This window comes from Xylanimonas allomyrinae, from assembly GCF_004135345.1.
Classification (GTDB): Bacteria; Actinomycetota; Actinomycetes; order Actinomycetales; family Cellulomonadaceae; genus Xylanimonas; species Xylanimonas allomyrinae.
The window spans coordinates 1,919,930-1,938,411 of record NZ_CP035495.1 but is presented as its reverse complement, the minus strand read 5'-3'; the positions used below and the strand labels follow the sequence as shown (position 1 = coordinate 1,938,411).

Below are 18,482 nucleotides of genomic sequence, written 5' to 3'. Positions count from 1 at the left end.
CGGAGCGACGGGGGTTGTCCCCCCTCCAGCGCGGCGGCGCTCCCCGTGCTGCGCGGGAGGCGAATCGGGGAGGCTGGCAGGGTGAACACGATGATCCCCACCGCCCTGTCCGGCCGCACCTGGCGCGAGTACGGGTATCTGTGGCTCGCGCTGCTGCTCGCGCCGTTCGGGCTGGCGTACTTCCTGCTCGTGCCCGCGACCGCCTCGGGCCTGGTCGTCACGGTGGCGGGACTGTTCGCCCCCGGCGGGCTGGTGCTCGGCGCCCGGGGCTGGGCCGCCGCCTACCGGGGCCTGGCCGCCGGCATGCTGGACGAGCCGATCGCCGACCCGCCCCCGTTCGTGCGGCCGCGCGGCTTCTGGCGCTCGCTGAGCGCGATGCTGTTCGACGGCACCGGGTGGCGGGCGCTGCTGTTCCTGATCGTGGTGTTCCCGCTGTCGATCCCGGCCTTCGTCATCTCGACCACGTTCCTCGCGGTCGGCCTGGGCGGGCTCACCTACGGGGTGTGGTGGCGGTTCTTGCCGTTGCAGACCATGACGGACGGCACGCAGCACCGCGGCTTCTCGATCATGGCGGGTGACTGGTACTGGTTCGCCGACACACCCCCGCGGATCGGCGTCGTCGCGCTCGGCGGGCTCGCGTTCCTCGTCATCTGGCCGTTCCTCAACCGCGGCTTCGCCAGCCTGTTCCGCCTGCTGTCGCGCGGGCTGCTCGGCCCGACGGCGGGCTCGATCCGTGTCGCCCAGCTGCGCGCCTCGCGCGCCGCCGCCGTCGAGGACGCCGAGGCCAGGCTGCGCCGCATCGAACGCGACCTGCACGACGGCACGCAGGCCCGCCTGGTCGCGGTCGCCATGCAGCTGGGCGAGGCACGCGAGCACCTGGCACCGGGCGGCGACCCGGCGCTCGCCGCGGGGCTGATCGACACCGCCCACACCTCCACCAAGGACGCGCTCACCGAGCTGCGCGAGATCGCCCGGGCATCCACCCGCCGGCCCTCGACGACGGCCTCGCCGTCGCGCTCGAGACGCTCGCCGCGCGCACCCCGCTGCCCGTCACGGTCGACGTCGACCCGGCCGTCGAGACCCCCGGCGTGCTGTCCCCTGCGGTGCGGTCGATCGCCTACTACACGGTCGCCGAGCTGCTGACGAACATCGTCAAGCACGCCGGGGCGAGCGGGGCCTACGTGCTCGTCGACCTCCCCGACCCGCACACGCTGCACCTGCGCGTGCGCGACGACGGGTGCGGCGGCGCCGTCGTCGTCACCGGCGGGACCGACGGACGCCGCACCGGCCTGGCCGGGCTCACCGAGCGCGTCGCGACGGTCGACGGCGCGTTCCACCTGACCAGCCCGCCCGATGGCCCTACCGTGGTCGACGTGACACTGCCGACCCAGACGCGCCCATGACCCCACCGCAGGCAGCCGTGCCCGGCGAGGGGACGAGGGCGTCCGCGCACCGGGCACGGGCGTGAACGACGGCGCGCCGACGCTGCGCGTCGTGGTCGCCGAGGACTCGGCGATCCTGCGCGACGGGCTCGTCGCCCTGCTCGCGCGCCGCGGGCACGAGGTGTCGGCGGTGGGCGACGGCGAGGCCCTCGTGCGCGAGGTCGAGCAGCAGGCCACAGCCGGGTCGCTGCCCGACGTCGTCGTCACCGACATCCGCATGCCGCCGACGTTCACCGACGAGGGCATGCGTGCCGCGACGGCGCTGCGCGCGGCGCACCCCGGCCTGCCCGTGCTCGTCTTCTCCCAGTACATCGAGACCCGGTACGCCGGCCAGCTCCTGGCCGCCGGCGCGGGAGGTGTCGGCTACCTGCTCAAGGAACGCGTCGCCGACGTGCGTGACTTCCTCGACGCGCTCGGCCGGGTCGCGGACGGCCAGACCGTGCTGGACCCCGAGGTGGTCACCCAGCTCATGGGGGCGTCGTCGGCGGGGGACCCGGGGCTCGCACGCCTGACGCCACGCGAGCGCGAGGTGCTCGGGCTGATGGCCGAGGGCCGCTCCAACGGCGCGATCGCCGAGCGGCTGTACCTGTCGTACGGCGCGGTCGAGAAGAACGTCGCCTCGATCTTCGCCAAGCTCGGTCTGGAGGCCGACGCCGCGGACCACCGGCGCGTCCTGGCGGTGCTGCGGTACCTGGGCGCCTGACCGCCCGGTGGGGGGACAACCCCCGCCCGGCGCCGGGGGAGGCCGCCCCGGCCGCGGAGGCCCACCGGCTCCCGGATGAACACGCAGGTCAGGAGGCTGGAGGGGACTCGTTCCCCACCAGCCAGGAGCCCACCGATGGCCGTCACCCTGACCCCGCCCGTCCTCGGCGCCGTCGTCCAGCCCCGGCCGGCGCCCGACGTCGTCCGCCCGCGGCCGGCGCCCGACGTCGTCCAGCCCCGGCCGGCACCGGGCGCCGCCGGCCGGCGCGACCGGTTCGTCGACGGCGTGCGGGCGCTGGCGACGCTCGGGATCGTCGCCGTGCACTGGCTCATGCCCGAGGCCACGTGGGACGGGCAGACCCTGGGGATCGGCAACGCCCTCGGCCACGGGAGCGCATGGACGATCACCTGGGTGCTGCAGGTCCTGCCGCTGCTCTTCTTCGCCGCGGGCGCCTCGGCCGCCTACCAGCACACCCGCCTGCCCGGGATCGGGTGGGGCCGCGTGCTCGGCGCGCGGCTGCGCTGCGTCGCCCGGCCCGTGGGCGCGTTCGCCGTGGCGTGGGCTGCCGCGGTCGGCGCGCTGCTCGTCTCCGGCGTGCCCGACGGCGCGGTCTGGCGCCTGGCGACGATGGCGCCGCAGCTCCTGTGGTTCCTCGGGGTGTGGGTGGTGCTCGTCGCGCTCACCCCCGCGCTGCTGCGGGCCTGGCGACGCTGGCGGTGGGGCGCGCTGGGCGTCGCGGTCGCCGCGCCGCTCCTGGTCGACCTGCTGCGCTTCGGCGCCGGGATCGACGCCCTCGGCTGGGCCAACGTGATCCTCGTGTGGGCCGTGCCGTTCCTCGCCGGAGCGGCGTACGCCGACGCGGGAACCGGCCGCGCCCGGCGTACCGCACCGGCCCCGGCACGCCGGCTCGCGCTCGGCGCCACCGCCGTGCTCGCGTTCGCCGCGCTCTGCGCCCTGGTCGTGCTCGGCCCCTACCCGCCGAGCCTGATCGGCATGCCCGGCGACGCGATCTCCAACCTCGCACCGCCGACGGCGCCCGTCGTGGCCCAGTCCGTCATGCAGGTCGCCGTCGTGCTGCTCGCACGGGAGGCGATCACCCGGTGGGCGACCGGGCGCGGCCGCCGCGTCGTCGACACGCTGGCGCGCCGGGCGATGACCGTCTACCTGTGGCACCTCACCGCGATGTTCGCCGTCGTCGCCGGGGTGATGCTCGGGCTGCACGAACGGCTCCCGGAGCCGTGGAGCACCGACTGGTGGTCCACCCGGCCGGTCTGGTTCGGCGCGTTCGCGCTGGCCCTGTGGGGCCTCGTGCGCGTATTCGGCCGGTTCGAGTCCCGGCGGGGGCGCTCGCTGCGCGCCTGAGGCCGCCGCCGCGCAGCGGACCGCGCCTCAGTGGGGCGGATCGGGGATGGCGTAGGGCAGGCGGTGCAGAGCCGCCGCCTGCTCGCCGGCGCGTTCGCGCTCACTCAGGGCGCTCGCCAGCTCGCGGTCCCGGCGCTCGAACAGCACCGCGTGCAGGAATGCCTCGGGCGGCGTCCCCGGGGGTGGGGCGGGGGCGACGTAGGGCTCGACACGCCCGGCGAGGTCGTCGGCGAGCGCGATGCGCGACCCGGGCGCCAGCCGTGGGCCGCGGTCGATCATGCGCCGCGCGGCAAGCGCGAGGCCGTCGGGCAGCCGACGCATGTCGGCGGCCCTGGCCCAACCGGCGAGCTCGGGGGCCATCTGCAGCGGCACCTGCCATCCCCTGCCGCCGCGGATGCGGATCGCATACGTGCCCGCCACGAGGTCGCCGAGGCGCTTGCCCTTGGCGTTGGCGAGCGACACCACCAGCGCCACGCCCCCCAAGGTCATCCACAGCTCCGCCACCCCGACCATCGCCCGGATGAACGCGTGCCGGAACCTGACCGGGCCGCCGTCGTCGCGTACCACGCGAACGCCGGTGGCGAGCTTGCCCAGGGACCGGCCGCGGGTGAGGGTCTCGACCGTGACGGGGACACCGACGAACATCACGACGACGAGCACGATGCCACCCACCTGGGCCCACTGCGCACCGAACGTCTCGAAGGTCAGGCCGCCGAAGAACCCGATGAGCAGGAACGCCACGAACGTCGCCGTCGCGTCCAGCAGGCCACCGAGCGCGCGCGTGACGAACGACGCCGGGCGCGCGTCGAGCACCACTCCCTCCCCGATGAGGATCCCGTCGTACACCCGTGCCTCCCTCGTCGTGCTGTCGCGTGCTCCACGCCTCGGCCGCCTGTGCACGCAGGCGCGGCAGCCGGACGTCCTGTGGCAGGGTAGCGGCCGTGGACCTCGACGCCTTCTCCACCGTGCACACACCGGCGTGGGACCGGCTCGCCGCCCTCGTACGCCGGCGGCGTCTCGACGGCGCCGAGTCGGACGAGCTGGTGCGCCTCTACCAGGAGGTCGCCACGCACCTGTCGACCGTCAGGTCGGCCGCACCCGACCCCGTGCTGGTGACACGCCTGAGCGACCTGCTCACACGCGCCCGCGCCCGCATCGCCGGTGCTCACGAGCCCGCGTGGGCCGACATCGTGCGCTTCACCGTCGTGACCGTGCCGGCCGCACTGTACCGGGTGCGGTGGTGGACGCTCGGCGTCGTCGTCGCGTGCCTGGCCGTCGCCGTCGTCGTGGGGGTGCACGTCGCCACCGACCCTGACGCGCTCGCCGCCATGGGTACCCCCGCCGAGCGCGAGGCGTACGTGCGCGAAGCTTTCGTGGCGTACTACGACCCACGTGCGTCGTTCGCGGCGATGGTGTGGACCAACAACGCCTGGCTGAGCGCGCAGGTGATCGCGCTCGGCGTGACGGGCATCGGCCCCCTCTACGTCCTGGCCGAGAACGCGATCAGCGTCGGCGCGACGGGCGGCATGATGGCCGCCTATGGCGAGCTCGACACCTTCCTCCAGCTCATCGCGCCGCACGGGCAGCTGGAGCTGACGGCGGTGTTCGTGGCGGGAGCGGCCGGGCTGAGGACCTTCTGGGCGATCGTCGACCCCGGGCCGCGCAAGCGGTCGCTCGCGCTCGCGCAGGAGGGCCGCGCGCTGGTGACGTGCGCGATCGGGCTCGCGGGGGCGCTCGCGGTGTCCGGACTGATCGAGGGCTTCGTCACAGGCTCGGGCCTGGCGTGGTGGCTCAAGATCGCGATCGGGACGGTCGCGCTCGCGGGCTTCTGGGCGTACGTCCTGCTGCTCGGCCGCCGTGCCGTCCGGGCCGGTGCGACGGGCGACCTGAGCCAGGATCAGGCGGGCGCGGTGACCCCGACGGCGGGCTGACCGCGCGTCACAGGCGACCCGCCGCCTTCAGCGACAGATAGGTGTCCGCCAGCGCGGGGGGCAGCGTCTCCGGGAGAGCCTCCACCACCTGCGCGCCGTGGCGGCGCAGCACCGCCGCCACGGCCGCGTGCTCCAGGTCGCCACGGGCGGCGGCGGCGGCGTCGTAGACCGACACCGAGTCGCGGCCCGCGCGCAGCGCCGCCACCTCGGCGTCCGCAACTCCCGCGACCACCACCTGGTGCGTTCCTGCGAGCTGGTCGACGACGCCGAGCAGCCCGTTCTCGACCGCCGCCGGGTCGAGCGCGGTGAGCAGCACGACGAGCGCCCGCTGCGACACGTGCGTGCGGACCTGGCCGACCAGCCCCGGCCAGTCGGTCTCCAGCAGCCGGGGCTCGACGCCCGCGAGCGCGTCGGCCAGCTCGGGCAGGAGGCGCCGTCCCGAGGCGCCGGCGACGCGGGCGCGCAGCGTGCGGTCGAACGCGAGAACCTGGACGCGGTCGCCCGCCCGGTCGGCGAGCGCGGCGAGCAGGAGCGCTGCCTCGATCGACGCGTCGAGGCGCGGTGAGCCGGTGCCACCCGCCCCGCTGCCGATGCGCGTGGCGGAGGTGCGGCCCGAGTCGAGCACGATCAGCACGCGCCGGTCGCGCTCCGGCCGCCAGGTGCGCACGACGACGTCGGCGCGGCGCGCGGTGGCCCGCCAGTCGATCGAGCGCACGTCGTCGCCGACGACGTACTCGCGCAGCGAGTCGAACTCGGTGCCTTCACCGCGCACCTGCACCGCGGAGCGGCCGTCCATCTCGCGCAGCCGTGCGAGCCGCGAAGGCAGGTGGCGCCGGGAGGAGAACTCGGGCAGGACGCGCAGCCGTGCGGGCACCGCGAGCGTGGCCTGCCGTGCCGCCAGCCCGAGCGGGCCGAAGGAGCGCACCGTGACGGGTCCGGCGGCACGGTCACCGCGCCGGGTGGGCAGCAGCGGCGTGGCGAGCCGGGCGCCGTCCCCGTCGCGCAGCCTGACGTGGTGGCGTGCGGTGCGGACGGTTCTCGCGGCCGCGGCACCGACGGCGGCACCTGCTGCGTCGCCGCCCTCGGCCGACGCGGCGCCGACGGCGACCGACGGCGGCCACGCGTCGCGCACGAGCGCGCGCAGCGTGCGCCCGCCCAGGTTGACCACCGCGATCTCGGACGTCGCACCCTGCCCGAGCCGGACGGAGGGTGGGACGTGCCGCGTCAGCTCGACCCGCCGCGGGGACGCGGCGATCAGGGCGTCGGCGACGCAGGCGACGACGACGAACCCGGCCCACGCCACGACGGTTCCCGGCACGGGCCACAGGGCCACGGGCACGAGCCCGGCGACGGCGAGCAGCACGGCCCGGCCGGTGATCGTCACCGGGGTACCGGGACCGTCGCCAGGACCGAGGACAGGATGGTCTCGGCCGTCACGCCCTCCAGCTCGGCTTCGGGGCGAAGCTGGACCCGGTGGCGCAGCGTCGGGTGAGCCAGCGCCTTGACGTCGTCGGGCGTGACGTAGTCGCGCCGGTTGAGCCACGCCCAGGCGCGTGAGGTCGCCAGGAGCGCGGTGGCACCGCGTGGCGAGACGCCCAGCGAGAGCGACGGCGACTGGCGCGTGGCCCGGCACACGTCGACGGCGTAGCCGAGCACCTCGGGGGCGACGGCGACGTGGCGCACCTGTGCGCGCGCGGCCGCAAGGTCGCCCGCTCCCGCGACGGGGCGGATCCCGGCCGCGGCCAGGTCGCGCGGGTCGAAGCCGGCGGCGTGCCGGGCGAGGACCTCGATCTCCTGCTCACGCGGCGGGACGTTGAGCACCACCTTCAGCAGGAAACGGTCGAGCTGTGCCTCAGGCAGCGGGTAGGTGCCCTCGTACTCGACCGGGTTCTGCGTCGCGACCACCACGAACGGGTCGGGCAGGGCCCGGGGCTGACCGTCGACGGAGACCTGACGCTCCTCCATGGCCTCGAGCAGCGCCGCCTGCGTCTTGGGAGGTGTGCGGTTGATCTCGTCGGCGAGCAGCAGGTTCGTGAAGACGGGGCCCTCGCGGAACGAGAACTGCGCGGTGCGCGTGTCGTAGACGAGCGAGCCGGTGACGTCGCCCGGCATGAGGTCGGGGGTGAACTGCACGCGCTTGGTGCCCAGGTCGAGCGATGCGGCCAGGGCGCGGACGAGCAGCGTCTTGGCGACGCCCGGCACGCCCTCCAGCAGCACGTGGCCCTGGCACAGCAGCGCGATCAGCAGGCTCGTGACGGCGCCGTCCTGGCCGACGACGGCCTTGCCGACCTCGGCGCGCACCCCGGTGAGAGCGCGCCGCAGGTCGGGCTCGCCGGACGTCGGCCCGGTGACGACAGGTCCGGCGACGACAGGCCCGGCGACGACAGGCCCGGCGACGACGGGCCCTGTGACGACCGGCCCGGCGGGCGGTGCCACCGGCGCGAGCGCGGGCGCCTGCGCCACCGGGGCAGGCCCGGGGCCGGTGGCTGCCGTCGGCGGGACGCCGGCCGGTGCCGTGACGGGTCCGCCCGGATGCGCCGGCTGGGGTCGGTCTGCCCGCCCGCCGGGCGGGTGATGTACTCGTCGGGGGTGGTCACTGTCGGTGAACCTCGCTCTCCAGGTCGTCGAGCCGGCGTGCGAGCGCGGCGAGCGCGGCGTCGTCGGCGGGTGGCGGTCCGTACATCAGGTCCCGGACTTCGTGGGGGTCGCGCGTGCTCGCCTGCGCGACGGCGTCGACGAGCGTCGTGGCTCCGGCGCCGCGCGAGACGCCGAGACGTCCGGCCATGCGGTCGGCTGCGGCGGCGCGCAGCGCGGCGGCGGCGTGCCCGCGGGCCCGGGCTCGCCGGTACAGCCGTCCGCGCCCGCGCGTCGTCTCGGCGGCCGGGACGACGACGGGCAGGTCTTCGGCGACGAGCGGTCCGAGCCTGCGCGCGCGCCATGCCGCGGCGACCACGGCGCACAGCAGGGCCCACAGCGCGATCACGCCCGCCCAGCGGGGCAGGACGCCGCCCTGCGCGCTCACCCCCTCGCCGGTGGTGGTGTCGAACGGATCGGGAACGAACCACACCAGGCGCTCGTTCGCGCCGAGCAGCCGCAGCGCGAGCGCCGCATTGCCCTGTGCGGTCACGCTGTCGTTGCGCAGCAGCGCCGGGTCGCCGACGGCGGTCACGTTCCCGCGGCCCGTGCGGGAGGCGTCGAGGTGCGCGAGGCCGACGCCGTCGCCGGCCGGATAGCAGGCGGTCACGGTCTCGTCGAGAACCAGCAGCGGGGCGTACAGGCGCACCGTTCCGGCCGCCTGGGCGGCGGGGTCGTCGCAGCCCGGTGCGAGGTCACCGCCGTCGGCCTGGACCGACAGGCCGACGGTGCCGTCGGTCGCGAGGTCGAGGAGGGTTCCGCCGGGGGCGACCAGCACGACGTCGGCGGGCACCTGCGCGATCGCCTCGGCCTGCTCGGTGGTCAGCAGCGGCGCGGGTGCGACCAGGAGGGTCGTCCCCGGCGCGGCGGCGCGCACGGCCTCGTCGACGGTGGTCACGTGCCGCACGTCCACACCCTGGCGCCGCAGCACCTGCGCCAGCGCGCGCGAGCCGTCGGGTGCGACCGAGTCGGGCGAGTACGCCGCGGTCGTGGTGGTGGGGCGAGCGACCGCGAGGACGGCGACCACCAGTGCGAACAGTGCCAGCACCAGCAGCGTCCAGCGGACGCGGCGCCAGCGTCGCCCGGCGCGGTCGAGGGCCGTGGTCCGATCCCCGACGACGGCGGTCACGTCGGTCCCCGTCCGTCCAGGGACGCGCCTGCGCCGGTCAGGGCGTCGGCCGTGGCGCGCAGAGGGCCCACCCGTGCGGCTCCGACGGCGACGTCGAGCTCGCGCACGGACGCGGCGTCGGCGGGCCCGGCGCCGTGCTCCCCGTAGACGACGTCGTCGAACAGCGTGGCGCCCGCGTGCAGGGGTGCGTCGAGTGCCGGCAGGCGGGCCGTGGCCGCCTGTGCGGCCTCCTGCGCGGTGCGGCCCGGCTGCACGTCGAGCACCGTGCGCTCCTCGAGCCCGCGCACGACGGCTCGGAACCCGTCGGCGACGGCCGTCGACCAGTCGCCGCGTGCGGCTGCGGCGTCGGCCGCCGCGCGCAGCTGGGCGGCGGTGCGGGTGTCGTCGGGCGCGACCAGGGGCGCGGCACTCGCGCGCGTGCGCGCGAGCCGGACGGGTCCGGTGACCCAGCGGGCCACCAGGAGCACCGCTGCGACGACGACGACGGTGCCCAGCAGCACCGGCCACGAGGGGGCGGTGAGCGCCGGGATGCCGTCGAACAGCCCCATGAACCACTCCCAGAGCCGCCGGAGCAGCGACGACTCGGTCGCGTACTCGGACCGCGACAGCTCCTCGACCAGCCAGCGGCGCGCCGTGTCGCGGTCGGGGACGACAGGCACGTCTGTCAGGACGATCCCGGCGAGAGTGAGCGGCACCCGCACCGACTCAGTCCCCCGGGCGGCGGCGGTCGCCGCGAGCGTGACGTCGAGACCTTCGCGACGCATGCGCAGGTCGATGTACATCAGCGAGACCACGCCGGCGAGGAAGATCGTCGAGATGGCCGTGCTGATCACCGTCGTCACGACGGTGGTGACGAAGACCGCCATGCCCACCGACTGGGACGAGAGGGACGCGACGCCGCCGACGACGCCCAGCGCCCCGGCGATGATCTGGGCGATCACCGAGACGATGACGTAGGCGAGCAGGTAGATGCCGAAGGTCCTCCAGAACGAGCGTCGCGTCAGGATCCAGGCGCGGCGCACGGTCGCCCACAGCGGTGCGCGTTCGAGCGCGAGCGCGGGTGGGACGAGCAGCAGCCGTATGCCGAGCCATGCGAGCACCGCGACGGTGCCCAGGAGCATGGGGATCACGACCAGCACCGCGAGCGCGGTCGACGCCTGCTCCGCCGCGATGGTCAGCAGGAAGGTGACGAACAACAGCACGCAGCCGACGACGAGCAGCGCGACGGTCTGAAGGAGCGACCAGGCGAGCAGCAGCCACACGCGTGGCCCGACGCGGGCCCAGACGTCACGCACGCTGGCCTTCTCGCCGAGCACCGAGCGGCTCACCGAGACCGTGAGGATGCCGTTGACGATCGGCCCGGCGAGAAGGAACGCCAGGGCGGCCCCGGACGTCGTCGCGTACAGGCGGGCCACCTCGCCCGCGCCGAAGCCGAAGAGGTCCTCCGTCTCGCGCAGACCCGGGTCGGAGAAGACCGGGGAGAGAAAGCGCGTGAACGGCGCGACGAGCAGCTCGCCGACGAGCACGCCGACGACGGTCGCGGCCAGGATGACGAGGAAGGCCAGCCCGAGCATGACGGCGGGGTTGTGCCGCACCGCTCCGAACGCGCCGTCGTAGATCTCACCAAGCGTCAGAGGCCGCAGCGGGACGATGCCGGGCCGGTCGGCCGGAGGGCGGTAGGGCGACGGTCCGGCCGGGCTGCCGTAGGGCGAGCGTGCCTGCGCCGACGCCGCCCCGTAGCGCCCGTAGCGCGGCACGTCGCCCCAGCCGGCGGGCGGCGGGACGGATCCAGGGTCGGGCGGCACTGGTCGGACGTCGTCAGGTTGCTGCGGCGTGCTCATGCTCTCCCCGTGTGGACGTGCAGTCGTGCGGCCACGATAGCGTGCCACCCCAGGTCACCGGCCGCCGTCCACAGGCTTCGCCTGGCAGACTGACCACATGAAGTCGCGTGTGCTTGTGGTCGATGATGACACCGCCCTGGCCGAGATGATCGGCATTGTGCTGCGCGCCGAGGGATTCGACCCGGTCTTCTGCGCCGACGGAGACGGTGCGCTCGCCGCCTTCCGCGCGACGCAGCCCGACGTGGTGCTGCTCGACCTCATGCTCCCCGGGAGGGACGGCACCCAGGTGTGCCGCGAGATCCGCGCCGAGTCGGGCGTGCCGATCATCATGCTCACGGCCAAGAGCGACACCGTCGACGTCGTGCTCGGCCTGGAGTCGGGCGCCGACGACTACGTGCCCAAGCCCTTCAAGCCCAAGGAGCTCGTCGCCCGCATCCGCGCACGCCTGCGACGCACGGAGGACCCGGGCCCCGAGCGGCTTCTGGTCGGCGACGTCGAGATCGACGTGACGGGCCACGCCGTGACGCGCGACGGCGTCCGCATCAGCCTGACGCCCCTGGAGTTCGACCTGCTCGTCGCGCTGGCCCGCAAACCGTGGCAGGTCTTCACCCGTGAGGTGCTGCTGGAGAAGGTCTGGGGCTACCGGCACTCGGCCGACACGCGCCTGGTCAACGTGCACGTGCAGCGCCTGCGCTCCAAGGTCGAGCGTGACCCGGAGAACCCGGAGATCGTGCTGACCGTCCGCGGCGTCGGCTACAAGGCGGGCGCCCCCACGTGACCGCGGCGGCGACGGGCTCGGCATCGCCCCGGGGCCGCGTCTGGGCCGTCGGCGTGCTGTGGCGGCGGGTGCGCGTGTCGGTCGCCCGGCAGTCCCGGGCGACGGTCTACCGCTGGCGCTCGTCGATGCAGGTGCGCGTGGTGACCTCGGCGCTCGCCGTCGGCGTCGTCGCGGTCGCGGCCATCGGCGGGTTCCTGTCGATCTCGGTGCGCGACGGACTCTTCGAGCAGCGTGTCTCCCAGCTCGACATCGAGTCGGCGCGCTCGGCGGCCGCGGTGCGCGAGGCGCTCGCGTCGTCGCCCGTGACGTCGAGCGCCGACGTGCAGGCCCTGATCATCACGCTCGCCGACCCGCAGCGGAACGGCGCCGCGAGCGCTCGCGGCTCGATGTTCGCCTCGGCGGGAGACACCCCGGCAGCGGCGCTCAACGACATCGCCTTCCCGCAGGGCATGGCGCGCAGCGGGCTCGTCTCGTCGCAGCTGCGCAGCGCCACGCTCACGTCGGAGCACCAGAAGTGGCAGTCGGTACGCATCCCCGCCGATCTCGCCTACTCGGGCCGTGACGAGCCGGGCGTCGTGTTCGGCTCGGTGGTCGACGTGCCGACGGCCGGCCGGTTCGGCTTCTACACGCTCTACTCGCTCCAGCCCGAGCAGGAGACGCTGCGGTTCGTGCAGCGCACGCTCGCGCTCGGCGGCCTGGCGATCCTCGCGCTCATCGGCGTCATCACCTGGCTGGTGACCCGCCAGGCGGTCACCCCGGTGCGGCGTGCCGCGGCCACGGCCGCGCGGCTCGCCGACGGGCACCTGTCCGAGCGCATGCCGGGCAAGGGCTACGACGAGATGGCGACCCTTGCGCGCACCTTCAACGAGATGGCCGCGTCGCTGCAGGACCAGATCCGCCGGATGGAGGAGCTGTCCGCCGCCCAGCGGCGGTTCGTCTCCGACGTCTCGCACGAGCTGCGCACCCCGCTGACCACCATCCGCATCGCCGGCGAGGTCATCCACGCCTCGCGGGACGAGCTCGACGACGGGGCGCGCCGTTCCGCGGAGCTGCTCCAGCAACAGCTCGACCGCTTCGAGGAGCTGCTCGCCGACCTTCTGGAGATCTCCCGGTTCGACGCCGGGGCAGCCGTGCTCGACGTCGAGCAGCGTGACCTGGAGGGCGTCGTCGCGGCCGTCGTCGACACGGCCACCCCGCTCGCGGAACGCAAGGGCGTGTTCCTGTCGGTCACGTTGCCCGAGGAGCCGGCGGTCGCCGACGTCGACCCGCGACGCGTCGAGCGGATCCTGCGCAACCTGGTGGTCAACGCCGTCGAGCACGCGGAGGGCAAGCCCGTGGAGATCACGGTGGGCGCCAACGCCAACGCGGTGGCCGTCGTCGTCCGCGACCACGGCATCGGCATGACCCACGACGAGGTGGCGCACGTGTTCGACAGGTTCTGGCGTGCCGACCCGGCGCGCGCTCGCACCTCGGGCGGGACCGGCCTCGGGCTGGCGATCTCGCTCGAGGACGCCCGCCTGCACGCCGGCCGGCTCGAAGCCTGGGGCAAGCCCGGCGCGGGCGCGAGCTTCCGGCTCACGCTGCCGCGCCGCGCGGGCCTGCCGGTCGACGACCCGCCGCTGCCGCTCGTGCCCGAACCGCGTGCGCTGCCCCACCTGCCCACGGGGCAGATCCCCGTCGTCGTGTCCGCCGAGGGCCCCACGCCGACGGCGATCCCGGACCTGAGCGCGCTGCCGCTCGACGACATCGGGCAGGTGCGCCCGTGATCGGCCGGCGCGTGCGGGCCGCGGCCGCGGGGATCGCCGTGGCGGCGCTCGCGGCCGGGTGCGCGACGATTCCTGTCGCGGGCCGGGTCCGCGACGGTGGCTCCGAGGTCTCCCGCGGCGTCGACGTCGGCTTCATCGCCACGAGTCCCGCCTTCGACGCCGACCCGGACGCGATCGTGCGGGGCTTCCTGCTCGCGGCGCAGGCCGGCCCGACGTCGACGACGCCGTTCAGCGTGGCGCGCGAGTACCTGGCCTCGTCGGCGGTGACGGAGTGGCGGCCCTACGCCCAGGTCGTCGTGCTCGACGGTCCCGTGCAGCTGAGCACGCCCGAGAGCCTCGACCAGCAGCCCGATCGTGCCGTCGTGCACGCCTCGGGGACGGTCGTGGCCTCGCTCGACGAGCGCGGCGCGTTCACCGAGGAGCCCGTGCCGACCACCAAGGACACGACGTTCGAGCTGACGCGCGAGGGCGGTCAGTGGCGCATCACCTCGCTCGAGGACGGCCTGCTGGTGCCGGCCCAGGTGTTCAACGCGACCTACCACCGCACACGCCTGTACTTCCCGACGCCCGACCTGAAGAACTGGGTGCCCGACGTGCGCTGGTTCCCGCAGCAGACGTGGCGCACCAACGCCGTCCAGGAGATCCTCGCGGGACCGCCCGAGTGGCTCGGGGCGGCCGTCACGTCGCTGCTGCCGGCAGGCACGGCGCTCGCGCTCAACTCGGTCACCGAGGGACCCGACGGCAACCTCCAGGTCCCGCTCACCGAGCAGGTCGGCGAGGCCTCGGGCGAGGCGCGCGGGCTGTTCGCGGCCCAGCTGCGCGCGACGCTCTCCGACGGCGTGAGCGAGGGCGTGGGCGTCACCCTGCTCGACCGCAACGGCCCGATCGTGCCGCCCGACGACGTCGAGCTGCCGAGCCTGCCGCGCACCACCGGGCAGGCGCTCGTGCTGCGCGACGGCAAGCTCTGGTCGCTCGCGGGGCGTGAGCTGGTGGAGTCCGACGTCGCGGCGAACCTCGACGGGCTCGACCCGACGGCGCTCGCGCTCGGCTCCGGCGCCAGCACGGTCGTCGTGCGCGACGGGTCGACGCGCATCGTGCGCGTCACGGGCGACCGTGCCGTGCTGCTGGAGGGCGCGGACCTGCTCGCGCCGTCGGTCGACCGGTTCGGGGTGACGTGGAGCGGTGAGCGCGCCGGGCCCGTGGAGGCCGTCCTGCCGACCGGTGGCCGCTACTCGGTGGCGGCGCCGTGGCTCGAGGACCGCACCGTGACGTCGCTGAGCGTCGCACCGGACGGCGCCCGGCTGGCCGTGGTCTCGACGGGACCGGGCGGCCCTGCCGTCCAGGTCGCGGGCATCGTGCGCGACCAGCGCGGCGTCCCGACGGCGCTCGCGACGCCCGTGACGGTCGGGCAGTCGGTGGGTGACGTGTCGCAGGCCGTGTGGCAGGACGAGGCTGCCCTCGCGCTGCTGGGCCAGGAGGACGGCGCCGTGGTGTACCTCGCGGGCGTGGGCGGTCTGGCCGGCTCGGCCGGCGGTCTCGCTCGCCGTCTGAGCGGGGTGAGCTCGCCGACGTCGCTCAGCGCCACCGTCGGCACGGGGTCGGTGCTTGCGCTCGACGGCCAGGGGGTGCTGTACCTGCACCAGTCCTCGGCGGTCTGGCCCGTGGTCGCGCAGGGCGTGACCCTGGCGGCCTTCCCGGGCTGACCGGGTCGACCCGGACGGGTTGTCCACAGGGCGCACGGGGAGGGCCGCGGGGGCGCCACGATGCGTGCATGCCCAGCCCCGTCGTCGCGCTGCTGCGCGAGCTCGCCCGCGTCGTCGTCCCTGTCGAGTGCCCCGGGTGCGGCGCGACCGACGTGCCGTGGTGCGGGCCGTGTGCCGAGAGCTTCGGTCAGGACCCGGTCCGCGTCGAGCGCGACGTGCCGCGGCTCGACCGCGTCGACGGCGTCGGCCCGCTGCCCGTGTGGGCGCTCACCCGCTACGAAGGTCCTGTGCGCGGGGTCGTGGTCGCGTGGAAGGACCGCGCCCGCTCGGACCTCGACACCGTGCTGGTGCGGGCCGCGGCCCGCGCCGCGGCGGGCCTTGCGCCCACGCTGCACGACGTCGTCGGACGCCGTCCGCTGCTGGTCGTGCCGGCGCCGTCGAGCCCCGCCTCGCGGCGTGCCCGCGGGCGTGACCACCTGGCGCCCCTCGCGCGCGTGGTCGCGGCGGCCGTGGGCGGCGCCGTCGCGCCCGCGCTGCGCCGGGGTCGCGGGGCCGACCAGGTCGGGCTCGGCGCGAGGGCGCGTGGGGCGAACGTGACCGTGAGGGCCGACGTCCGCGCGCTCGCGGCCGCGGGCCGGCGCACGGGTCGCGGTGGCGCACCTGCCTGCCTGCTGGTCGACGACGTCGTCACCACGGGCGCGACGCTCGCCGCCTCGGAGCGATGCCTGGAGGCGGTGGGGGCGGACGTCGTCGGCGCGTTCGTGCTGGCCGCGACACCGCCGCCGGGGCGCTTCGCGGATCTGCATGCGCCACGCGCCCCGTAGCGCTGTTGCAGAGCCGTGACCGGGGCTAGCCTGGGGTCTCACCGAGGGTGCCAACCACACCCACGGTCAGCCGCTGGCCCGAGTTCGGGCGCGTCTTGGAGGTGGTGCCGTCACGGGCATCCGGTGACCGGATGCCGCCGAACCACACCGGGCGCCCGTGGGCGGGCGCCCTCCCGAAGAAGGGAGCTACACGATGGAGATCGTTGTCGCCGGAAGGCACACGGAGGTGCCGGAGCGTTTCCGCCGCCACGTGGAGGACAAGCTCGCCAAGGTCACACAGCTTGCGCCGCTCGCGCAGCGCGTGGACGTCGAGGTCACGCACGAGAACAACCCCAAGCTGTCCGACGTGCGCGAGCGCGTCGAGCTCACCGTGCGCGCCAAGGGACCCGTGATCCGCGCGGAGGCCGCGGCGGACGACCGCTACGGCGCCCTCGACCTCGCCATCGACAAGCTGGTCGAACGGCTGCGCCGCAGCCGGGACCGCCGCAAGGACCACCGCCGCAGCTACGTCCTCGCTCCCGTGGACGTCCGCCCCTACGACGCGGTGAAGGATGTCGAGCCTGAGCCTGCCGAGCCGTCCACCTCGCTGGTCGCCGACGGCGAGGCCGTCGAGCACCAGCTTGGCGACTCGCCCGTGGTGATCCGTCAGAAGCTGCACTCGGCGGACCCGCTGACGGTTGACGACGCGATCTACGAGATGGAGCTCGTGGGCCACGACTTCTTCCTGTTCATCGACAAGGAGTCGGCGCGGCCGTCGGCGGTCTACAAGCGCAAGGGATGGACGTACGGAGTCGTCCAGCTCGACCAGCAGTGCGAGGGCCTCCTTCCGGTGAGCGAGCTGACCTGACCGGCAGCACGGCGACCGATGTCGGTGGCGGCGGGCACCATGGAACGGTGACCGCCGCCACTGTCGTCTCCACGCCGGTCGCGCCCGCGCGGGCGCGACCCGACCGCCTGTCGCGCGCGCAGGCCCGCCGCGTGGCGCTCGCCGCGCAGGGCCTGCACCGGGCGCGGACCGGTGGCAGCGGGCCTGGCCTGCGGCAGGTGACGGCGGTCGTGCGCCGCCTCGGCCTGCTGCAGATCGACTCGGTCAACGTGCTCGCGCGCGCCCACCTCATGCCGGCGTTCTCGCGGCTCGGGCCCTACGACGTCGGGCTGCTCGACCGGCTGTCGTCGCGCACCCCGCGCAGGCTCGTCGAGGCGTGGGCGCACGAGGCGTCGTTCGTCCCCGTCGAGACGTGGCCTCTGCTCGCATGGCGGCGGCGAGCGGTCCGCGACCACGCCTGGGGCAGCATCGCCTCCGCGGCCGAGCGGCATCCCGCCGAGCTCGCGGCGGTGCGCGCGATCCTCGCCGAGCGCGGCCCCGTGACCTCGGCGCAGGTCCACGCGCTGCTCGCCGAGGGCGGTGCGGGCGGGAGGCCCGCCACGGACGAGTGGGGCTGGAACTGGTCGGCGGCCAAGCGAGTCCTCGAGCACCTGTTCTTCACCGGCGAGGTGGTCTCGGCCGGGCGGTCCGCACAGTTCGAGCGGCGCTACGACCTGCCCGAGCGCGTACTGCCGCGCTCCGTGCTCGATGCGCCGCCCGTGACCGACGCCGAGGCGATCCGCGGGCTGGTCGAGGTCGGCGCCCGTGCCCACGGCGTCGCCACGCTGCGCGACCTGCGTGACTACTTCCGGCTGAGGCGCGGGGTCACCAACGCCCTCGTCCCGGCCGCGGTCCGCGAGCTCGTCGAGGACGGCGTGCTCGTGCCGGTCGAGGTCGAGGGCCTGCGTGGCCCGTGGTACCTGCACCGCGACGCCGCGCTGCCGCGTCGCGCCGACGGTGCCGCGCTCCTGAGCCCGTTCGACCCGCTGGTGTTCGAGCGCACCCGGCTCGAAGAGCTGTTCGGCACGACCTACCGCATCGAGATCTACGTCCCGGCGGCCAGACGCGTCCACGGGTACTACGTGCTGCCGTTCCTGGAGGGCGAGCACATCACGGCACGCGTCGACCTCAAGGCCGATCGCCGTGCGGCAGGGGGCGGAGTCCTGCGTGTGCAGTCCGCGCACGGCGAGCCGGCGGCACCGGGGGACCGGGGTGCGACGGCGCACCGGCTGGCCGCCGAGCTGCGGGCGATGGCGGGGTGGCTGGGCCTCGCCGACGTCGTCGTCGCGCCGGCGGGGACCTCGCTCCCGAGCTTGCGGGGGCGCTGGGCCGTGGCTGACGCCGGAGCGCCGAGGTGGCGACGCGACGTGCGACACGGGAGGGACGATCGTTTCTCCCAGGGGCGAACCCGAGCCGACGTCCCGGGGGCCGGGCCTAGGATGGCCGAGGGTGTGACCAAAGGAGCGGCGATCTGTCGCGTCCGCGACATGACATAGGAGAACGC

General features: G+C 75.1%; 16 protein-coding genes. 11 read left to right on the top strand and 5 right to left on the bottom strand.

The genetic code is table 11. From position 1 onward, the window contains the following. Window positions 1–90: 90 nt before the first annotated feature. The 4 genes from ET495_RS08870 (at window position 91) to ET495_RS08860 (ending at window position 3,507) form a co-directional block, all read left to right on the top strand. Window positions 91–1,143, top strand: a complete 1,053-nt coding sequence (locus ET495_RS08870) for a sensor histidine kinase (RefSeq protein WP_245992988.1) — start codon at window positions 91–93, stop codon at window positions 1,141–1,143. After that, entirely contained in the window at window positions 1,089–1,403 is a 315-nt protein-coding gene (locus ET495_RS18635) for a sensor histidine kinase (RefSeq protein ID WP_245992987.1), read from the top strand. The genes ET495_RS08870 and ET495_RS18635 overlap by 55 nt, the downstream gene beginning before the upstream one ends. Window positions 1,404–1,485: 82 nt before the next feature. After that, a complete protein-coding gene (locus ET495_RS08865; RefSeq protein ID WP_129205952.1) occupies window positions 1,486–2,145 on the top strand; it encodes a response regulator in 660 nt (219 codons plus the stop codon). 135 nt (window positions 2,146–2,280) lie between these two features. Continuing rightward, window positions 2,281–3,507, top strand: a complete 1,227-nt coding sequence (locus ET495_RS08860; protein ID WP_129204347.1) for an acyltransferase family protein — start codon at window positions 2,281–2,283, stop codon at window positions 3,505–3,507. Window positions 3,508–3,534: 27 nt separating this feature from the next. On the opposite strand, the gene ET495_RS08855 is transcribed toward ET495_RS08860, so the two are convergent. Further along, the gene (locus ET495_RS08855) at window positions 3,535–4,353 is read right to left on the bottom strand and encodes an RDD family protein (RefSeq protein WP_129204345.1); all 819 of its coding nucleotides are present in this window, start codon (window positions 4,351–4,353) and stop codon (window positions 3,535–3,537) included. 95 nt (window positions 4,354–4,448) lie between these two features. Between ET495_RS08855 and ET495_RS08850 the strand changes: the two genes are divergently transcribed. Further along, window positions 4,449–5,438, top strand: coding sequence for a stage II sporulation protein M (locus tag ET495_RS08850; protein WP_129204342.1), 990 nt, complete (start codon window positions 4,449–4,451; stop codon window positions 5,436–5,438). A gap of 7 nt (window positions 5,439–5,445) precedes the next feature. Here the strand turns inward: ET495_RS08850 and ET495_RS08845 are convergent, their stop codons facing one another. From ET495_RS08845 to ET495_RS08830, 4 genes are all read right to left on the bottom strand, one after another. Further along, window positions 5,446–6,822 carry a DUF58 domain-containing protein gene (locus tag ET495_RS08845; protein ID WP_129204340.1) on the bottom strand — a complete coding sequence of 459 codons (1,377 nt, stop codon included), beginning with the start codon at window positions 6,820–6,822 and terminating at the stop codon, window positions 5,446–5,448. Beyond that, on the bottom strand, window positions 6,819–7,901 hold the full coding sequence (locus ET495_RS08840; RefSeq protein WP_129204338.1) for an AAA family ATPase: 1,083 nt from the start codon (window positions 7,899–7,901) through the stop codon (window positions 6,819–6,821). The genes ET495_RS08845 and ET495_RS08840 overlap by 4 nt, the downstream gene beginning before the upstream one ends. Window positions 7,902–8,031: 130 nt before the next feature. After that, on the bottom strand, window positions 8,032–9,201 hold the full coding sequence (locus tag ET495_RS08835) for a DUF4350 domain-containing protein (RefSeq protein ID WP_129204336.1): 1,170 nt from the start codon (window positions 9,199–9,201) through the stop codon (window positions 8,032–8,034). Then, entirely contained in the window at window positions 9,198–11,042 is a 1,845-nt protein-coding gene (locus tag ET495_RS08830) for a DUF4129 domain-containing protein (protein ID WP_129204334.1), read from the bottom strand. The genes ET495_RS08835 and ET495_RS08830 overlap by 4 nt, the downstream gene beginning before the upstream one ends. 97 nt (window positions 11,043–11,139) lie before the next feature. On the opposite strand from ET495_RS08830, the gene mtrA reads away from it, so the two are divergent. From mtrA to ET495_RS08800, 6 genes are all read left to right on the top strand, one after another. Continuing rightward, complete coding sequence (gene mtrA / locus ET495_RS08825; protein ID WP_129204332.1) at window positions 11,140–11,820, top strand: MtrAB system response regulator MtrA; 681 nt, start codon at window positions 11,140–11,142, stop codon at window positions 11,818–11,820. A 125-nt stretch (window positions 11,821–11,945) separates the two neighbouring features. Beyond that, on the top strand, window positions 11,946–13,586 hold the full coding sequence (gene mtrB, locus ET495_RS08820) for an MtrAB system histidine kinase MtrB (protein ID WP_129205951.1): 1,641 nt from the start codon (window positions 11,946–11,948) through the stop codon (window positions 13,584–13,586). Then, complete coding sequence (locus ET495_RS19150; RefSeq protein ID WP_129204330.1) at window positions 13,583–15,289, top strand: LpqB family beta-propeller domain-containing protein; 1,707 nt, start codon at window positions 13,583–13,585, stop codon at window positions 15,287–15,289. The genes mtrB and ET495_RS19150 overlap by 4 nt, the downstream gene beginning before the upstream one ends. A 68-nt stretch (window positions 15,290–15,357) precedes the next feature. Then, window positions 15,358–16,113, top strand: a complete 756-nt coding sequence (locus ET495_RS08810) for a ComF family protein (protein WP_129204328.1) — start codon at window positions 15,358–15,360, stop codon at window positions 16,111–16,113. 193 nt (window positions 16,114–16,306) lie between these two features. Further along, on the top strand, window positions 16,307–16,960 hold the full coding sequence (gene hpf / locus ET495_RS08805) for a ribosome hibernation-promoting factor, HPF/YfiA family (RefSeq protein ID WP_129204326.1): 654 nt from the start codon (window positions 16,307–16,309) through the stop codon (window positions 16,958–16,960). Between the two features lie 47 nt (window positions 16,961–17,007). Then, window positions 17,008–18,474 carry a winged helix-turn-helix domain-containing protein gene (locus tag ET495_RS08800; protein ID WP_245992985.1) on the top strand — a complete coding sequence of 489 codons (1,467 nt, stop codon included), beginning with the start codon at window positions 17,008–17,010 and terminating at the stop codon, window positions 18,472–18,474. Window positions 18,475–18,482 lie beyond the last annotated feature (8 nt).

What these genes read in the sequence shown, in the direction of transcription:
- ET495_RS08870 (WP_245992988.1), top strand. Translation starts at nt 91, where the DNA reads ATGATCCCCACCGCCCTGTCCGGCCGCACCTGGCGCGAGTACGGGTAT.
- ET495_RS08860 (WP_129204347.1), top strand. Translation starts at nt 2,281, where the DNA reads ATGGCCGTCACCCTGACCCCGCCCGTCCTCGGCGCCGTCGTCCAGCCC.
- ET495_RS08830 (WP_129204334.1), bottom strand. Translation starts at nt 11,042, where the DNA reads ATGAGCACGCCGCAGCAACCTGACGACGTCCGACCAGTGCCGCCCGAC.
- mtrA (WP_129204332.1), top strand. Translation starts at nt 11,140, where the DNA reads ATGAAGTCGCGTGTGCTTGTGGTCGATGATGACACCGCCCTGGCCGAG.
- mtrB (WP_129205951.1), top strand. Translation starts at nt 11,946, where the DNA reads ATGCAGGTGCGCGTGGTGACCTCGGCGCTCGCCGTCGGCGTCGTCGCG.
- ET495_RS08810 (WP_129204328.1), top strand. Translation starts at nt 15,358, where the DNA reads ATGCCCAGCCCCGTCGTCGCGCTGCTGCGCGAGCTCGCCCGCGTCGTC.
- hpf (WP_129204326.1), top strand. Translation starts at nt 16,307, where the DNA reads ATGGAGATCGTTGTCGCCGGAAGGCACACGGAGGTGCCGGAGCGTTTC.